Here is a 16,479-nt window from a genome sequence, read left to right as displayed (position 1 = left end):
TGAGTGATCAGCGAATCGGCCGGGCCTGACGCCCGGCCACGCAGATCAGCGCGTCTTCTCGGCGATGCGCTGGCGAATCAGCGGCAGCACGGCCTGGGCAGCCTCGCGGCCGGCCTGGATGGCGCGGCGGCGGGCGGTGAAGTCGGCACTGCCGACGCCGTCCAGACGAGGCCTGATGACCACATCGGCCTCGCGCAGCTCGAAGGTGTTGATGCTGCGGCCCATGATGGAGAAGGTCTGCATCAGCATGCGGAAAGCGTCGCCCGGCGGGTCTTTCTCGGGCGGCGAGGAGATGTCCACGCCGATGATGACCTGGGCACCCATCTCGCGCGCAAAGCGAACCGGCACCGGTGACACCAGGCCGCCGTCGACATATTCACGCTGGCCGATCTTGACCGGCTGGAACACCGCCGGCACCGCACTGGAGGCCCGCACCGCCGTGCCCGTGTCGCCGCTGCGAAACAGGATGGGCGAGCCGTCGTAGAGGTCGGTGGCGACGATGCCCAGCGGCACCGTCATCTGCTCGATGCCCTTGCCGCCCGTCTTGTCGCGCACGAAACGCGCCAGCGCCTCGCCGCGGATCAGCCCGCGCAGCGGGAACGACCAGTCGGTGATGGCCCCCTCGTCCATGCCCTCGGCCATGGCCTGCAGCTCCTTGCCGTTTTTGCCCGAGGCATAGATGGCCGCGATGAGGCTGCCCGCCGACGTGCCGGCGACGACGTCCACCTTGATGCCGTTCTCCTCCAGCACCTGCAGCACGCCCACATGGGCGAAGCCACGAGCCGCACCGCCGCCCAGCGCCAGCCCCAGGCGCGGCGGCTTCGGCGGCGGCTTGACGACGGGAATCGGGTCCACCACCGGCGGCTGCGGCGTGACGACCGGCGGCAGCGTGACCACCGGCGGCGGCGGTGTCTGGGTCAGCGGGACGGAACAGCCGGCGAGTGCCAGCAACAGGGCCGCGAGCGAGGCGCGGCGAACAAGAACAGACATCATGGTCAAAGCAAACGGCAGAAAGACGGGGGCCGGGGAATCGCGGCGCACGATAGCGCAGGTCGCGCGCGCCGCAGCTGGGGCGGTCGCGGCCCCTACAACGCGTCGGGGCCTTGCACCGCGTGCAGCGTCACCTCGGGCTCGCCATCACGCTGGCGCCAGCGCAGCCACCAGACGGCGCCTTTCTTGACGGCCCACTCCTGCGCCACGCCTGCCAGCAGATGCGCGGCGAGCCGGCCCAGCGTGGGCTGGTGGCCGCACAGCAGCACCGGCTCACTGGAGCGCGGCCAGCGCGACGCCTCGATGAGTGCCTCGATCGGTGCATCGGGAGCGATCGCGGGCATGACCCGAACCTCCCGGCCCAGCGCGTCGGCCGTCTGGCGGCAGCGCACGGCAGGGCTGACGAGCACCCGCGTCGACGCCGCCAACCGGTGGTTGAGCCAGGCCGCCATGCGACGCGCCTGCCGCTCGCCCTTGGGCGTCAGCACGCGCTGCAGATCGTCCTGGCCGGGCGCGATGATTTCGGCTTCGGCGTGGCGCCAGAGGATGAGGTCCATGGTGGGCGGATTGTCGCCTCACCCGGGGCCGGCGCCGTTCGACCGTTCAGCCAGCATCGCTGTAGAGGCGCATCAGGGCCTGCTGGGCGCTGACCTGCCCGTTGCCGGCGATCCGCACGGAGCGTCCGTCCGGGCCCAGCTGCCAGGCGTCCAGCGTGTCGTACAGATAGGGCATCAGCGCCTCGTCGATGACGCGCTGGCGCAGCCGCGCATCCACCACCGGCCAGGCCACCTCGATGCGGCGGAACATGTTGCGGCTCATCCAGTCGGCGCTGGACAGGAACAGCGCCTCGCCGTCATCGCCGTCCGCCCAGCGGAAATAGCAGATGCGCGAATGCTCCAGGAAGCGGCCGACGACCGAGCGCACGACGATGTTCTCGCTGACGCCCGGCAGCCCCGGCGGCAGCATGCAGGCGCCACGCACGACCAGGTCCACCTTGGCCCCAGCCTGCGCCGCCCGCAGCAAGCCGTGGATCAGCTCTGCATCCGTCAGCGCGTTGATCTTGATGACCACGCGCGCCCCCGCGTAACCCTGCCGGGCAGCGCCCTCCACGAGCGCCAGCAGCTCCAGCATGCGGCTGTGCATGTTGAACGGCGCCAGCAGCATGCGGCGCGGCGCCTTGAACTTGCCCAGCGAAGCCAGCTGGCGGAACACGGAGTCCGCGTCCGACGTGAGGTCGGCGTCAGCCGTCAGCAGGCCCAGGTCGGTGTAGAGCCGCGCGGTCTTGGGGTTGTAGTTGCCGGTCGAGAGATGGGCGTAGCGGCGCAGCTTGCCGCTCTCGCGCCGCGTGACGAGCAGCAGCTTGGCATGCGTCTTGTAGCCGACGATGCCGTACACCACCTGCGCGCCCACGGCCTCCAGCCGCTCGGCCCAGTTGATGTTGGCCTCTTCGTCGAAGCGCGCCTTCAGCTCCACGACCGCCATCACCTCCTTGCCCCGCCGCGCCGCCTCGATGAGCAGGTCCATCAGCTCGCTCTTGGCGCCGGTGCGGTAGATGGTCTGCTTGATGGCGAGCACATCGGGGTCGGCCACCGCCTCGCGCAGCATCTGCACGACGGGCTCGAAGCTCTCGAACGGGTGATGCAGCAGCACATCGCCCTTGCGCACGCGGTCGAAGATGGACTTGTGCCGGGGCAACCGGCCCGTGGGCCAGGCCGGCTCGAAGGCCTTGAAACGCAGGGCCGGGGCGTCCGTCTGGTCGATGAGTTCGTTGAGCCGCACGAGATTCACCGGCCCGTTGACGCGGTACAGCGCCGCCGGCGGCAGACCGAACTGCTCCAGCAGGAACTCCGACAGCTCCGCCGGGCAGGTGTTCACCACCTCGAGCCGCACGGCCCGCCCGAAATGACGCGTGGTCAGCCCCGAGCGCAGCGCATGGCGCAGGTTCGCGATCTCCTCCTCGTCCACCTCGAGGTCGGAGTCACGCGTGACGCGGAACTGCGAGAAGGCCTCGACCTTGCGACCCGGGAACAAGTCCTCGAGATGCGCGCGGATGACGCTGGTCAGCAGCACGAAGGCCTGCCGGCCGTCGCTCAAGTTGCTGGGCAGCTTGATGACCCGCGGCAGCACCCGCGGCACCTTGACGATGGCGATGCGGTTGTCGCGCCCGAAGGCATCCTTGCCCGACAGCCGCGCCACGAAATGCAGCGACTTGTTGGCCACCTGCGGGAACGGATGAGCGGGGTCCAGGCCCACCGGCACCAGCAGCGGCTTGACCTCGCGCTCGAAGAACTTCGCCACCCAGGCGCGCTGCGGCTCGTCGCGGTCGGCGTGGTTGAGGATGACGATGCGCTCCTTGCGCAGCAGCGGCATCAGCTGTTCGTTGAACACGTGATACTGCTCGTCGATCAACGTGTGCGCGGCGCGCCCGACACGGTCCACGTCCTGACCCGTGACCGGGCTGAGCGGGTCGCGCGCCGCGTCCAGCATGTCGGCGAAACGCACCTCGAAGAACTCGTCAAGGTTGCTGGAGACGATGCACACATAGCGCAGCCGCTCCAGCAACGGCACGTCCTCTCGCTGCGCCTGGGCCAGCACGCGGCGGTTGAACTCCAGGATGGCCTGTTCGCGATTGAGCAGCTTCAGCGGGGGCGGCGATTGGGGATCGGTCATGATGAAAAGTGTATGAACGCTTTATGACAACCTGATGGAAGCCCGCCCGTGCTTCCACAAGGATTCGGATAATCCTGCCATGCATCTGATGATTCCCCATGCCACGGCGATGGATGAAGCCGCGCGGCATGCGTTCGCCGGCCTGAACCTGCCCAACCTCACGACACAACTGACACGGCTCAGCGCCGCCGACACCTGGGGCAGCGATGAATACGCCCCTCACCTACCCCACCAGCTCGCCGTCGCAGCGCTGCGCGGCCAGGCCGAGCCGAGCGCGGCTGCCTGGGCCGTCGAGGCCGGGCCCGAGCTGAGCTGGGCGCTGATGACGCCGGTTCACCTCGCGGTGGGCACGGACGGCGTCGACGTGCTGCCGCCGGCGGCGCTGGAACTGTCGGAATCCGACGCGGCGCGCTTCGCCGAGTTGCTGCGCGCGCTGTGGCCCGAGCACGAGGGCTGGCAATGGCGGCTGCTGGACGCCACGCGCTGGGCCATCGGCCACGCCAGCGCACTCGACGGCCTGCAGGCCGCCAGCTTCGAGCGCGTCGCCGGCCGCGCCATCGAGCCCTGGCTGCCCGACAGCCGCGTGCTGCGCCGCTGGCAGAACGAGGCGCAGATGCTGCTGCACGAGCATGCGCTGAACCAGGCCCGCGAGGCCAACGGCCAGTTGGTGATCAATTCGGTCTGGATCGGCGACATCGGCCGCAGCAACGGCCAACCGCTCGACGTGACCATCGACGACCGCCTGACCGCGCCGCTGCTGAACGGCAATCTCGCCGCCTGGGTGGAGGCGTGGCAACGCCTGGACGCCGGACCGCTCACACAGCCGCTGGACAGCCTGACACTCTGCGGCGAACGCCAGGCGCGCCGCTTCACGGCGCAGCCGCTGTCCCTGCTGGACCGGCTCATGCGGCGCTGGAAAGGCGCCGACGCCGCCGCCGTGCTGGAGGCGCTGTGAACAGCCCCAAGCTCGTTGAACGCGAAGTGCCACCGCGCACCGCCTGGGCGCTGGAGCAGGCCGGCATCGCGCCGCTGCTGGCGCGGCTGCTGGCCGCACGTGGCGTGCGCGAGGCCGCAGAGCTGGACGACAACCTCGCGCAGCTGCTGCCGCCCGCCGGCCTCAAGGGCCTGCCCGAGGCCTCCGCGCTGCTGGCCGATGCCATCCAGCGGCATGAGCGCATCGTCATCGTGGCCGACTACGACTGCGACGGCGCCACCGCCTGCGCCGTCATGCTGCGCGGCCTCGGGCTGCTGGGCGCGCAGCCCGACCAGCTCGGCTATGTCGTGCCCGACCGCGCCGTTCACGGCTATGGGCTCACACCCACCATCGTGGACCTCGCGCTCGAGCAAAAGCCCGAACTGCTGGTCACGGTGGACAACGGCATCGCCAGCCTGGCCGGCGTGGCCCACGCGCGCGCCGTCGGCCTGAAGGTGCTGGTGACCGACCACCACCTGCCCGCCGTCGTCGACGGCGCCGTGGTCGTTCCCGAGGCCGACGCCATCGTCAACCCCAACCAGCCCGGCTGCACCTTCCCGAGCAAATCGCTGGCCGGCGTGGGCGTGGCCTTCTACACCTTGCTGGGCCTGCGTGCCGAGTTGCGCACACGCGGCCTGCTGCCGCAGCCCGAGCCCCGACTGGACGGCCTGCTGGACCTGGTGGCCCTGGGCACCGTGGCCGACGTCGTGAAACTGGACGCCAACAACCGGCGCCTCGTCGCACAAGGCCTGCGCCGCATGCGCGCGGGCCGTGCGCAGCCGGGCGTCATGGCGCTGTTCGGCGCGGCCAAGCGCGATGCCTCCAAGGCTCAGGGCTTCGACCTCGGTTTCGCCCTGGGCCCGCGCATCAACGCGGCTGGCCGCCTGGCCGACATGACGCTGGGCATCGAGACGCTGACGACCGACGACCCCGAGCGCGCGCTGGCGCTGGCCACGCAACTGGACGCCATCAACCGCGAGCGCCGCGAAATCGAAAGCGGCATGCGCGAGATGGCCGAGGCGCGGCTGGACGCGCTGGTGGAGGCGCTGTCCGGCGCGCTGCCACCGGCCGTCGCGCTGTTCGATGCCGAGTTCCATGAAGGCGTGGTCGGCATCGTCGCGTCGCGCATCAAGGACCGCGTGCACCGCCCGACCTTCGTGTTCGCGCGCGGCGCCGATGGCCATCTGAAGGGCTCGGGTCGCTCCATCCCTGGCTTTCACCTGCGCGACGCGCTGGACCTCGTCAGCAAGCGCGAGCCCGAGCTGCTGGCCAAGTTCGGCGGGCACGCGATGGCGGCCGGCGCCACGCTGGCCGGCGGCGATGTCGAACTCGTCCAGCGCTTTGCGCTCGCGCTGGCCCGCGTGGCCGAGGAATGGCTGGACGAGCAAGACCTGACCCGCACGCTGCGCCACGACGGCAAGCTGCCCCCCGAGGCCGCCACGCCCGAGACCGCGCGCCTGCTGGATGGCCAGGTGTGGGGCCAGGGCTTCGAGGCGCCGGTGTTCTGTGACCGTTTCGAGCTGGTGTCGCAACGGCTGGTGGGCGAGAAGCACCTCAAGCTGCGCCTGCGCCAGGGCGGCCGGCTGATCGACGGCATCTGGTTCAACCACATCGACATGCTGCCCGAGCAGGCCACGCTGGCCTACCGGCTGAGCCTCGACGAATGGCAGGGCCAGCAACGGGTGCAATACGTCATCGAGGCAGCCGGCTGACGGTGCGGCGAACGCGCTGACGCCGCGCACAGGTCGTGACGGAATTGGCACGGGCGGGCAGCGCGTGACGCGGGTCACCCGCATGTCACAAGGTGTTTCAAGAATCCGCGCCGCAAGCCGGCCGGACGTCTCGGGCCGGCCCGCCGACCCGGAGCCTTCCCCATGCGCGCGCCAGCGCCCGATCCCCTTGCCGCCGCGCTTGACGCGCTGATCCAGCACCGCAGCTTCGACCTGCATTTCCAGCCCCTGGTGGCCATCGACCGGGCCGAGATCTACGGCTTCGAGGCGCTGACGCGTGGCCCGGCCAACGGGCCGTTGCACTCACCGCTGGTGCTGTTCGACGCGGCCGCCCGGCTGGGGCGCCTTGTCGAGTTGGAACACCTCATCGTGCGGCGGGCCATCCAGCGCTTCAGGCAGCTGGGCCTGCCGGGCCAGCTCTTCCTGAATGTCACCGCAGACACGCTGCTCGGTGCACGCCAACATGCCGCCGAGCTGGCGGCGGAACTGGCCGCGCTGGGCCTGACGACATCACGCGTCGTCATCGAGCTGACCGAAACCCGCCCGGTGGATGACCTCGCCCAGCTGGACGACGCACTGCAGGCGCTGCGGGAGCACGGCTTTCGCGTCGCACTGGACGACCTCGGCGAAGGCTTCGCCTCGCTGCGCCGCTGGATGGAGATGCGGCCCGACTTCGTCAAGATCGACCGCCACTTCATCGACGGCATCGCCCAGGAGCCGCTGAAGCAGCAGTTCGTACGCAGCATCGTCGAGATGGCGGCCACCAGCGGCTGCGAAGTCGTGGCCGAAGGGCTGGAGCAGGAGCCCGACCTCGACGTGCTGCGCCGCCTGGGCCTGTCCATCTGCCAGGGCTACCTGTTCGCCCGGCCCAGCGCCACGCCCCGTGCGTCGCTGGGCGCGCAGTGGAGCGGGCGCCTGGCGGCCGATGCACTGCCCCGGCTGCTGCAGAACGACCTGGCGCTGCCGCTCGACCAGGGCGCCATCACGAGCGCGGCCCAGCTCGCCCGCCGCGGCCTGACCGTCACACCGGCGATGAACTGCCGCGCCATTGTGGACCTCTTCCACCGCGACGAGCAGTTGCTCGCCATCCCCGTGCTCGACGACCAGCAACGCCCCATCGGCGTGCTGCGCTCGCTGCACGTGCTCAAGCGCAGCACCGAGCGCTACTTCATGGACATCTTCGACAAGCGCAGCTGCGTGGCGCTGATGGACGCCCACCCGCTGGTCTTCGATGTCGCCACGCCGCTGCGCGCCATGAGTGACGGCCTGGCCAACCTCGATGAGCGGCTGCTCGTCGACGGCTTCATCGTCACCCGCGAGGGCGCCTATTTCGGCTCGGGCCGCAGCTCCGACCTGCTCAAGGCCGTGTCCGACCTGCAGGTGCACGCGGCGCGCTACGCCAACCCGCTGACGCTGCTGCCGGGCAACGTGCCCATCGACAACCACCTGGACCGCCTCATCGAGGCCGGCGAGACCTTCGCGGCCGTCGTCTGGGACATCGACCACTTCAAGCCCCTCAACGACGTCTACGGCTACCGCATCGGCGACGACATCATCCGCCTCGCGGCCCGCGTGCTGACCCAGGCCGCCGACCCGCAGCTGGACTTCGTCGGCCACATCGGCGGTGACGACTTCGTCATGGCACTGACCAGCGCCGACTGGGAGGCGCGGCTCACCCGCATCTGTGAAGCCTTCGACGCCGGCGTGCGCAGCTTCTTCTCCGCCGAGCACCTGGCTGCCGGCGGCTACGTGACGCTGAACCGGCAGAACCAGCCCAGCTTCCACCCGCTGCCCACGTTCTCGGCCGGCGCCGTGCTGCACCTGCCCGGCCACTTCGACGGTGCCCGCGCGCTGAGCGCCGCGCTCGCCGAGCCCAAGCGCGTGGCCAAGGGCCGCGCCGGCGGCAGCCGCTACTTCATCGACCGCCGCACGCCGCAACGCGCGCTGCTCGTCGCCTGACCTTCCTCGCCTGCGTCGCCCCATGACCTTCTCCCCCGCTGCCTGGAGCCTGCGAACGCGGCTCGTCCTCATCGCCTGCCTGGCCCTGCTGCTGGGTTCCTTGCCCGGCGCGCTGCTGCTGCGCAGCTACGCCGCCCAGCTCGACACCGCGGCGCTCCAGCACGCCGCACTGCCGGCCAACCGCGCCTGGCAGACCGTGCTCGCGCGGCTGCAGGCGCAGCGCCGCCTGGCGGCCGAGGCGCTGTCCACCCAGCCGGACCGCCGACCGCTGGCCGTCACCGCCGCAGCCGCCGTGCAGGCCGCTCTGAAAGTGCTCGACGACGCCCTGGCCGATGAACGCCTGCCCGCCGCTCTCACGGCGGCCCAGCGCGAGCGCACGGCCCGCTTGCTGGCCCAGCAGGCCCAGCTGGCCCGCGCCATCGCCGACGGCCCGCTGGACGTGCCCAAGCTGCTGGACGCGCAGGCCGCGCTGGCCGACGCCGCCTTCGAGGCCCTGGCCGAGCTCAATGCCGCCACCGGCCTGCTGCTGGACGCCGAACCCGCGTCGCACTTCGCCATCGAGGCCGGCCTGCAGGCCGCGCCACGCGTGCAGGACGCGTTGGCCGAACTCGCCGCACTGGCCAGCGCGGCCGCCGTCGACGACCTGGCGCGCATGTCCGCGGCGCACACGCGCTACGGCCAGCAGGTGGCGTTCATGCAGCAGCGCCTGCGCCTGGCGCTGCAGGCCGGCGGCGCCGAACGAGAGCAACACCTGGCGCCACTGCTGCAAAGCCTGCAGGCCCAGCGCCAACAGGTCGACAAGACGCTGGACGCCGCCGCGCGAGATGTGAACTATCCGCTGGAGCAGCTCGTGACCCACCTGACCGAGGCGGGCGGCCTGCAGGCCCGGCTGAGCGACCAGGTCATGCAGACGCTCGACACCGAGCTGGCCGGCCGCGCCACGCGCGCCGCCCAGCGCCGCAACGCCCTCATGCTGGGCCTGCCGCTGGCGCTGGCCGCCATGCTGCTGCTGATGACCCGCGCGATCCGCCAGCTGCTGCAACCCGTGCGGCAGATGGTGGAGGCCACCGAACGCATCGCCGCCGGCGACCTCAGCCAGCCCGTACCCGCTGGCCGCAGCGACGAACTGGGCCGCGTGCTGACGGCCCTGGGCCATATGCAACGACGGCTGCGCGGTCTCGTCGAGCGCATCCAGGCCGACGCCAGCGGCATCCGCAGCGCGGCGCACGAGATCGCCGCCGGCAACGACGACCTCGCCCAGCGCACCGAGCAAGCCGCCGCACGCCTGCAGCAGACGGCCTCGCACGTGATGCTGCTGACCACCGCCGTGCAACACAGCAGCCGCGCCGCCGTGGATGCCGAAAGCCTGGCCGGCACCGCGGCCGATGCCGCCTCGCGCGGCGGCGACGTCGTCGCCGACGTGATGAGCACGATGCAAGGCATCGCCGACGCCAGCCGGCGCATTGCCGACATCACCGGCCTCATCGACGGCATTGCCTTCCAGACCAACATCCTCGCGCTCAATGCAGCCGTCGAGGCAGCGCGCGCCGGTGAGCAGGGCCGCGGCTTTGCCGTGGTGGCCACAGAGGTGCGCCAGCTGGCGCAGCGCAGCGCCACGGCGGCGCGCGAGATCAAGTCCCTGATCCACCAATCCACCGAACGCGTGGACATGGGCGCCGCGCAAGCCGCCGAGGCCGGCAGCGCCGTGCGCGCCATTCACGCCAAGGTGCAGCAGATGAGCGGCCTCATCCGCGCCATGGCCGAGCAGACCCGCACCGAAGCCCGCCAGGCCACCGAGGTCGGCGACGCGGTGCAGGCCATCGACGCGATGACGCAACAGAACGCCGCACTGGTGGAAGAAGCCGTCGCCTCCACCACCAGCCTGAGCGGCCGGGCACAGGTCATGGATGAAGCGGTGAACGCGTTCAGGTTGTGAGGCCGCAGCGCGAAGGCGTCATGGCGCTTCACGAAGGCAGTCGCCCACCCGTGGCTCGCATTCCGAGATCGAGGTATCGAGAGGCCCCGGTTCCACCTCCGGTCGCTGTTCGCGCCACAGGGGGTTGCATCGCCGGTCCATCGCCCTCGTTCTGCGTCGATCCCGAATGACCGCGCACGGTCCTGGCGCCGTGCCTGGTGACGGGCCGGTTTCGCATCACCACCGAACATAGCCCCGCGCCGGCAACCTTGCCGCGCGTGCAGGCTCCCACCGCCTGCGAGAATCGGGCGGTGAACCTCGATGCCAGCCTCAACGCCGACCTGCACTGCCACTCCGTCGTCTCGGACGGCACGCTGACGCCCGAGGCGCTGGCGGCGCGGGCCAAGGCGGGCGGCGTGCAGCTGTGGTCGCTGACGGACCATGACGAGATCGGCGGTCAGGCCCGCGCCATCGCGGCCGCCAAGGCCATCGGCCTGCCCTACCTCACCGGCACCGAAATCTCGGTGAGCTTCGCCGGCCGCGTCGTGCATATCGTCGGCCTGGGCTTCGACCATGAGGCGCCCGAGATCATCGCCGGCCTCAAGGCCACGCGAGGCGGCCGCGAGCCGCGCGCCCGTGAGATGGCGGCCAGCCTGGCTGCCGCGGGCATCCCCGGCGCCTTCGAGGGTGCGCTGAACTACGTCGCCAACCCCGACCTGATCTCGCGCACCCATTTCGCGCGCTTTCTCGTCGACGCCGGCCATTGCGCCGATGTCCCCGAAGTGTTCCGCCGCTTCCTGACCGAAGGCAAACCCGGCTTCGTGCCGCACAAATGGGCCGCGCTGAAAGATGCCGTCGGCTGGATCACGCGCGCTGGCGGCATCGCCGTCATCGCCCACCCGGGGCGCTACGACTTCACGCCGACCGAGGAGTACGCGCTGATCACCGAGTTCATCGCCCATGGCGGGCGCGGCATCGAGGTGGTGACGGGCAGCCACACGCCGGCCGAGTTCCAGCAGTACGCAGACACGGCCATCGAATTCGACCTGCTGGCCTCGCGCGGGTCCGACTTCCACAGCCCCGACGAGAGCCGTATCGACCTCGGCACGCTGCCGCCATTGGCCAGCCGGCTGACGCCCGTCTGGGCGGCACTGGCCGAACGCATCCATTGAGGGAAATTGTTCCTGCGCCGAGATGACGGCTCCCCGCCGCCCGCCGGTTTACGCTCGCAGTGACGCTCCCCCACCCTGCCCATGGCCCAGCTCTTCGAAGTCCACCCCGACAACCCGCAGCCGCGCTTCCTGCGCCAGGCCGCGCAGATGCTGCAAGCTGGCGGGCTGGGTGCCATCCCGACGGACTCCAGCTACGCCGTCGTCTGCCGGCTGGACGACAAGGCCGCCGCCGAGGCGCTGCGACGCGTGCGCGGCGTGGATGACAAGCACCACCTGACCCTGTTGTGCCGCGACCTGTCGGAGCTGGCCACCTATGCCATGGTCGACAACCGCCAGTACCGGCTGCTGAAGCTGGCCACGCCGGGCGCCTACACCTTCATCCTGCCGGCCACCAAGGAAGTGCCACGCCGGCTGTCTCACCCAAGCCGCCGAACCATCGGGCTGCGCGTGCCGGACCACCGCGTCACGCAGGAGCTGCTGGCGCAGTTCGGCGAGCCGCTGCTGTCGACGACGCTGATCCTGCCGGGCGACACCGAGCCCATGAATGACGCCGCGGACGTCTGCGCGCGGCTGGACCGTCAGCTGCAGTTCGTGCTGGACGCGGGCGCCTGCCCGGCCGAGCCCACCACGGTGTTGGACCTCAGCCAGGGCGACGACCCCGTGCTGGTGCGCCCGGGGCGCGGCGACCTCACCCGACTGGGCTTGCAACTCGACTGAGCGGGCCCTGGCCGGCCAGCTGCCGCCCGTTCAAGCCCACCGGGCTAGGGCAACGCCGGCACCTGGACCGTCGCCTCCAGCAGCCCCGCCGCCTTCAATGCGTCGACAAGCAGCGCGTTCTCCGGCGTGAGCAGCAGCGGCCGGATGGCCGCGAGCACCGCCTGCGCGTCACCACCGCGCCCGGCCTGATGCAAGGCCAGCGCCCACCAGCCGACCCCGATGCCGAGAAACGGCCACACGGCCGGGCCGGACTGGGCCTGAGCGATACGCCCCTCGACCCATGGCGTCAGCAGCGCCAGCCCCTCCGCCGCGCGCGCCCGCACGGCCAGGATGCCACGCGCGAAGTTCACCCAGGGCAGCAGCGCCGGGTTGCCGAAATCGGCGGCGTTCGCCTCCAGCAGCGCTGCGGCCGTCTCGGCCGAACCACTGCGGGCCTGCAGCAACGCCAAATCCAGCCATTGCATGACGGCGCCATGCCCGGCACCGATCAGCCGTGCCCGCAACTGCTCAGCCCGCTCGTAGTCGCCACCGTCCTGGCAGACGGCCAGGCAGCGCATGTCAAAGGTGCCGGGGCCCAGCGACTCCGCCGTGTCGCGCCAGGGTTGCAGGTCGGCCAGCGCGGCGTCGAGCTGGCCTTCGGCGGCCCGGGTCTTGGCCTCGCGCACCGCCAGGTCCCACAGCAACTTGGCGTCGGCAACCGGGCCCAGCAGTGGCCGCAGCCGCGCAATGCCGTCGCGCACGGCGGCCACGTCGCCCAGTGCCTCGGCGGCCAGAATGCGCGCGAACAGCTGCGGCCGCGCAAACTCGGCCATCGGGCCCTGCAGCATCTCCGGCAGGGGCAGCGGCGGCACGACAAAGGCGAGAGCGGTCAGGCTGCGCACACGCCTGCCCACTTCATCGAGCGCGGGCGCCAGCGGTTGCGGCGGCGCCAGCAGGCGGCGGCGCAGATCCGCCAGCGATGCCAGCCAGTCCTGCACGCTGTCGCTCTCGTCCCACAGCGCGCGCAGTTCGCTGTCGCTGCCCTCGATGCGGTCCAGCGCCGCCAGGCCACGCCGCAGCAGCGGCTCGGGCGGCACCAACCGCGTGCGCGACACCCAGTCGTCCGCCACGTCGGGAAACGCCGCCTCAGATACCTGGCCACGCAAGCGCGCCACGACTTCGAGCGCCGCCAGCGCCTCGCTCGCTTGCGACGCATCCACCTCCTGACCTCTCCCGTCGACGACAGGGCTCAGCGCCGACTCGATCAGCGACAGATCGTCCACCTCATCAAGACCTTGCGCCCAGTCCAGCGCGTCGTCGTTGCCAAAGGCGTCAGGGCTCCAGGCTCCCATGGTGATGTAGCGGCGTCAGGCCATGAAGTGATGTCGCGCCGCAGTGTAGAAAGTACCAGCAAGCGCCTGCGGGGGCTTATTCACGTCGACCGCGCGGGCCTGGCGCCGGCGTTTCATCGGCCACGCCTGCAGTTCATCCAGCGCCGCTCGCGCTTGATCGCAGCCGCCTGGAAGCGAGGCAACGCGATGACGAAACTGACTCCATCGACACAGCAATCCCGCTGCGCGACACCCACCGAACGGAGTCCATCATGAGCCTGCAAACCACCCTCTTCGCCGTCACCTTGGCCCTGTCTGCCGTTGCCGCACAAGCCGCGCCGCAACCCACCGTCAAGCTCGAACGCGTCGTCATCACGGGCAAGGCCGTCCGCGAAGTTGCCCAGCTGCCCCGCGTCGTCGTCACCGGCACCGCCGTGCGCGAAGTCGCCCAGCTGCCGCGCGTGGTCATCAACGGCCACAGCGAAGCCACGCTGCTGCGCCAGTCCACGTTGGCCGCCGCCAAGACCGCCACCAAGCGCATCTGAGCCGGGCGTCACCACGACATGCGTCTGACGCCCTTTCCCTCCGCCGCCGAGCCGAGTCGCCAACGCTGCAGAGTCAGCGCTGACGTCTCGGCTTGGCCTGCCTGCCTATTCGCAACGCCGCCGCATCGCCCCGGCGCGACGCCAGCACGGGTCAGTAGACCTCCGGCACCACGATGTCGTCGGGCACCGGGTTGCGGATGTAGTCCTCGCGCCGCTCGCGCGCCGGCAGCTCGATGTCGGCGTGCGGCACCTCCTGGTAAGGAATCTGGCCCAGCAGGTGATGGATGCAATTCAGCCGCGCCCGCTTCTTGTCGTCGGCCTTGACGATCCACCACGGCGACTCCGGGATGTGGGTGCGCTCCAGCATCACCTCCTTGGCCGTCGTGTAGGCCTCCCAGCGCCGGCGTGACTCCAGATCCATGGGGCTCAACTTCCACTGCTTGAGCGGGTCATGGATGCGTCCGAGGAAGCGCACGCGCTGCTCGTCGTCGCTGATCGAGAACCAGTACTTGATGACCTGGATGCCCGAGCGCACCAGCATGCGCTCGAACTCCGGGGCCGAGCGGAAGAACTCCTCGTACTGCTCGTCCGTGCAGAAGCCCATCACGCGCTCGACGCCGGCGCGGTTGTACCAGCTGCGATCGAACAGCACGATCTCGCCGGCCGCCGGCAGATGCGACACATAGCGCTGGAAGTACCACTGCGTGCGCTCGCGGTCATTGGGCGCCGGCAGCGCCGCCACGCGGCACACGCGCGGGTTCAGCCGCTGCGTGATGCGCTTGATGACACCGCCCTTGCCCGCCGCATCACGGCCCTCGAACAGGATGACCACCTTGTGGCCGCTGTGCTGTACCCAGTCCTGCAGCTTCACGAGCTCGCTCTGCAGCCGGATCAGCTCGCGGAAGTAGCGCTGGCGCTCGCTGCGCGCGCCGGCCGGCTCGTCGCCGGGCATCTCGCCGTAGTTCCGGTCCTCGAGCTCCAGCTCCAGTTCCTCGTCGTAATCGTCCTGCAGGTCACGGTGAATGCGCTTCACCAGCTCGTCGTCGATATCGCTCACGGAAAGGCCTCCCGGCCGCAGCTGCGGCCCGGCCTCAGCCTAGCCGGCCGGCATGGCGGTGGCGTGACAACAAAACCATGCCGGCCTGGCGGGCCGTTCTTACGGCGCCAGCGACAGCGGGCACGACATGCAGCAACCAAGCGGCCGTCGAGATGCGGGCTGAGGCAGCCGCCCGCAGCGAGCGCGCGTCAGTTCGGCGGCAGACGGTAGTTCTCCGCCCCGAACAGGTCGATGCCGCACTCCAGCTGCTCCGCCCAGTCGATGAACTCGCGTACCGCGGCGCCCACCATGGGGGCGCCATGCTGCGGCGCGATCATCTTGATATCCAGCTGGCGCACCATCGCCGCCCACAGGCGCAGCACCTTGTTGCTGACCATGTAGCGGCGGTGGAAGCCTTCCATGCGAGGGATGTGCGCTGCCAGCGACGTGACCGGCTTTTCCGGGTTCAGGCTCGTGCCCATTGAGGCACCCAGGTCGCCGGAGAACAGGATGCGGCTGACCGGGTCGTAGAACTGGAAGTTGCCCTCGGCGTGCAGGAAGTGCGCGGGCAGCGCCCACAGCTCGAAGCGCTCCTTCTCCAGGCCCAGTTGCAGCCGCTTGCCGGCATCGGGCAGGCCAATGACGCGGCCAACGGTCTTGCCGGGCTTGCAGAAGTGGGGCGCAAATCGCTCCCAAATGCGCGAGATATAAACGGGCGCCTCGGTCGCCGTCATCCAGCGGTCCAGCGAGGCAATGATGTCGGGGTCGGCATGTGAAGCCACGATGGCCGACAGCCGGTGTGGCGGGAAGAACTCCGACATGCCCAGGTAGAGCTGGTGGTAGGCGATGTTGCCGCCGGGGTCGAGGATGGCGCCCGTGTCGCCATTGACGAGCAGGAACTGGTTGGACTGCACCGCCTCCCCGCCTTCATCGCCCAGGTGGGCAAACATGACACAGACGTGCCGATCCTGGCGGAACAACTCGATAGACATGCAGCGGTCTCGGAGAGTGGGTTGGGGCCGGAGGCTAGCCCGACAGCGCGCGGCAGGCGTTGTCCGAGATCAAGGCCGGAGCGAATTGCACTCCGTCGACGCGAATCGGCCATGGCTCAACCGCGCGTTCTGCACCCGTCACTTGCGCTGACCACGACTGGATCGGTCAGCCGAGACGCAACGTCAGCAGCTGACGCCCAGGACAGCTCACCACCTGCGCTGTTCGCCGCGTCAGATCAGCCAGAGCGCCAAGATCAAGTGCTCAACGACAGGCGCTCCCGCGCCGCGCAGGAAAACAAAAAGCCCGATACGAAATCATTCGTACCGGGCTCTTGATACCTACCAAATTTGGTAGGCGCGATTGGATTCGAACCAACGACCCCCACCATGTCAAGGTGGTGCTCTAACCAACTGAGCTACGCGCCTGAAGAGCTTCGCACTATAGCACGCTTTTTGGCGGCTTGTCGAAT

At 70.1% G+C, this 16,479-nt stretch carries 13 protein-coding genes and 1 tRNA gene; 7 read left to right on the top strand and 7 right to left on the bottom strand.

Annotated elements, in window-relative coordinates; translation table 11 throughout:
• Nucleotides 1-45 precede the first annotated feature (45 nt).
• From ACG00X_RS14460 to ppk1, 3 genes are all read right to left on the bottom strand, one after another.
• On the bottom strand, nucleotides 46-993 hold the full coding sequence (locus ACG00X_RS14460; RefSeq protein ID WP_394488892.1) for a patatin-like phospholipase family protein: 948 nt from the start codon (nucleotides 991-993) through the stop codon (nucleotides 46-48).
• Nucleotides 994-1,085: 92 nt separating this feature from the next.
• Nucleotides 1,086-1,547 (bottom strand): phosphohistidine phosphatase SixA, encoded by a 462-nt coding sequence (gene sixA, locus ACG00X_RS14455; protein ID WP_394488891.1) that lies wholly within the window; start codon nucleotides 1,545-1,547, stop codon nucleotides 1,086-1,088.
• Nucleotides 1,548-1,593: 46 nt separating this feature from the next.
• Nucleotides 1,594-3,660 (bottom strand): polyphosphate kinase 1, encoded by a 2,067-nt coding sequence (gene ppk1 / locus ACG00X_RS14450; protein ID WP_394488890.1) that lies wholly within the window; start codon nucleotides 3,658-3,660, stop codon nucleotides 1,594-1,596.
• Between the two features lie 79 nt (nucleotides 3,661-3,739).
• On the opposite strand from ppk1, the gene ACG00X_RS14445 reads away from it, so the two are divergent.
• The 6 genes from ACG00X_RS14445 to ACG00X_RS14420 all read left to right on the top strand — a co-directional run bounded on the left by ACG00X_RS14445 (nucleotide 3,740) and on the right by ACG00X_RS14420 (nucleotide 12,126).
• Nucleotides 3,740-4,615, top strand: coding sequence for a hypothetical protein (locus ACG00X_RS14445; RefSeq protein ID WP_394488889.1), 876 nt, complete (start codon nucleotides 3,740-3,742; stop codon nucleotides 4,613-4,615).
• The gene (gene recJ, locus ACG00X_RS14440; RefSeq protein WP_394488888.1) at nucleotides 4,612-6,345 is read left to right on the top strand and encodes a single-stranded-DNA-specific exonuclease RecJ; all 1,734 of its coding nucleotides are present in this window, start codon (nucleotides 4,612-4,614) and stop codon (nucleotides 6,343-6,345) included. The genes ACG00X_RS14445 and recJ overlap by 4 nt, the downstream gene beginning before the upstream one ends.
• A 162-nt stretch (nucleotides 6,346-6,507) precedes the next feature.
• Nucleotides 6,508-8,322, top strand: coding sequence for a bifunctional diguanylate cyclase/phosphodiesterase (locus ACG00X_RS14435; RefSeq protein ID WP_394488887.1), 1,815 nt, complete (start codon nucleotides 6,508-6,510; stop codon nucleotides 8,320-8,322).
• 22 nt (nucleotides 8,323-8,344) lie between these two features.
• On the top strand, nucleotides 8,345-10,258 hold the full coding sequence (locus ACG00X_RS14430) for a methyl-accepting chemotaxis protein (RefSeq protein WP_394488886.1): 1,914 nt from the start codon (nucleotides 8,345-8,347) through the stop codon (nucleotides 10,256-10,258).
• Nucleotides 10,259-10,548: 290 nt separating this feature from the next.
• Nucleotides 10,549-11,409: a 3',5'-nucleoside bisphosphate phosphatase gene (locus tag ACG00X_RS14425; RefSeq protein WP_394488885.1), complete on the top strand. Its 861-nt coding sequence runs from the start codon at nucleotides 10,549-10,551 to the stop codon at nucleotides 11,407-11,409.
• 81 nt (nucleotides 11,410-11,490) lie between these two features.
• Nucleotides 11,491-12,126 carry an L-threonylcarbamoyladenylate synthase gene (locus ACG00X_RS14420; protein ID WP_394488884.1) on the top strand — a complete coding sequence of 212 codons (636 nt, stop codon included), beginning with the start codon at nucleotides 11,491-11,493 and terminating at the stop codon, nucleotides 12,124-12,126.
• 44 nt (nucleotides 12,127-12,170) lie between these two features.
• Here ACG00X_RS14420 and ACG00X_RS14415 read toward each other — a convergent pair whose 3' ends face one another.
• Entirely contained in the window at nucleotides 12,171-13,457 is a 1,287-nt protein-coding gene (locus ACG00X_RS14415) for a DUF4259 domain-containing protein (RefSeq protein ID WP_394488883.1), read from the bottom strand.
• Between the two features lie 251 nt (nucleotides 13,458-13,708).
• Between ACG00X_RS14415 and ACG00X_RS14410 the strand changes: the two genes are divergently transcribed.
• Complete coding sequence (locus tag ACG00X_RS14410) at nucleotides 13,709-13,981, top strand: hypothetical protein (protein WP_394488882.1); 273 nt, start codon at nucleotides 13,709-13,711, stop codon at nucleotides 13,979-13,981.
• A 151-nt stretch (nucleotides 13,982-14,132) separates the two neighbouring features.
• Here the strand turns inward: ACG00X_RS14410 and ppk2 are convergent, their stop codons facing one another.
• The 3 genes from ppk2 to ACG00X_RS14395 form a co-directional block, all read right to left on the bottom strand.
• Nucleotides 14,133-15,038 carry a polyphosphate kinase 2 gene (ppk2, locus tag ACG00X_RS14405; protein WP_394488881.1) on the bottom strand — a complete coding sequence of 302 codons (906 nt, stop codon included), beginning with the start codon at nucleotides 15,036-15,038 and terminating at the stop codon, nucleotides 14,133-14,135.
• Nucleotides 15,039-15,226: 188 nt separating this feature from the next.
• Nucleotides 15,227-16,009 (bottom strand): oxygen-binding di-iron domain-containing protein, encoded by a 783-nt coding sequence (locus ACG00X_RS14400; RefSeq protein WP_394488880.1) that lies wholly within the window; start codon nucleotides 16,007-16,009, stop codon nucleotides 15,227-15,229.
• Nucleotides 16,010-16,358: 349 nt separating this feature from the next.
• A tRNA-Val gene (locus ACG00X_RS14395) sits at nucleotides 16,359-16,435 on the bottom strand.
• Between the last annotated feature and the right edge of the window lie 44 nt (nucleotides 16,436-16,479).

The organism is Pelomonas nitida (genome assembly GCF_043555975.1).
GTDB lineage: Bacteria > Pseudomonadota > Gammaproteobacteria > Burkholderiales > Burkholderiaceae_C > Pelomonas > Pelomonas nitida.
This window is presented reverse-complemented; position numbering and strand designations above follow the sequence as displayed.

What these genes read in the sequence shown, in the direction of transcription:
- ACG00X_RS14460 (WP_394488892.1), bottom strand. Translation starts at nt 993, where the DNA reads ATGATGTCTGTTCTTGTTCGCCGCGCCTCGCTCGCGGCCCTGTTGCTG.
- ACG00X_RS14430 (WP_394488886.1), top strand. Translation starts at nt 8,345, where the DNA reads ATGACCTTCTCCCCCGCTGCCTGGAGCCTGCGAACGCGGCTCGTCCTC.
- ACG00X_RS14400 (WP_394488880.1), bottom strand. Translation starts at nt 16,009, where the DNA reads ATGTCTATCGAGTTGTTCCGCCAGGATCGGCACGTCTGTGTCATGTTT.
- ACG00X_RS14420 (WP_394488884.1), top strand. Translation starts at nt 11,491, where the DNA reads ATGGCCCAGCTCTTCGAAGTCCACCCCGACAACCCGCAGCCGCGCTTC.
- ACG00X_RS14435 (WP_394488887.1), top strand. Translation starts at nt 6,508, where the DNA reads ATGCGCGCGCCAGCGCCCGATCCCCTTGCCGCCGCGCTTGACGCGCTG.
- ppk1 (WP_394488890.1), bottom strand. Translation starts at nt 3,660, where the DNA reads ATGACCGATCCCCAATCGCCGCCCCCGCTGAAGCTGCTCAATCGCGAA.
- ACG00X_RS14415 (WP_394488883.1), bottom strand. Translation starts at nt 13,457, where the DNA reads ATGGGAGCCTGGAGCCCTGACGCCTTTGGCAACGACGACGCGCTGGAC.
- ACG00X_RS14445 (WP_394488889.1), top strand. Translation starts at nt 3,740, where the DNA reads ATGCATCTGATGATTCCCCATGCCACGGCGATGGATGAAGCCGCGCGG.
- ACG00X_RS14410 (WP_394488882.1), top strand. Translation starts at nt 13,709, where the DNA reads ATGAGCCTGCAAACCACCCTCTTCGCCGTCACCTTGGCCCTGTCTGCC.
- sixA (WP_394488891.1), bottom strand. Translation starts at nt 1,547, where the DNA reads ATGGACCTCATCCTCTGGCGCCACGCCGAAGCCGAAATCATCGCGCCC.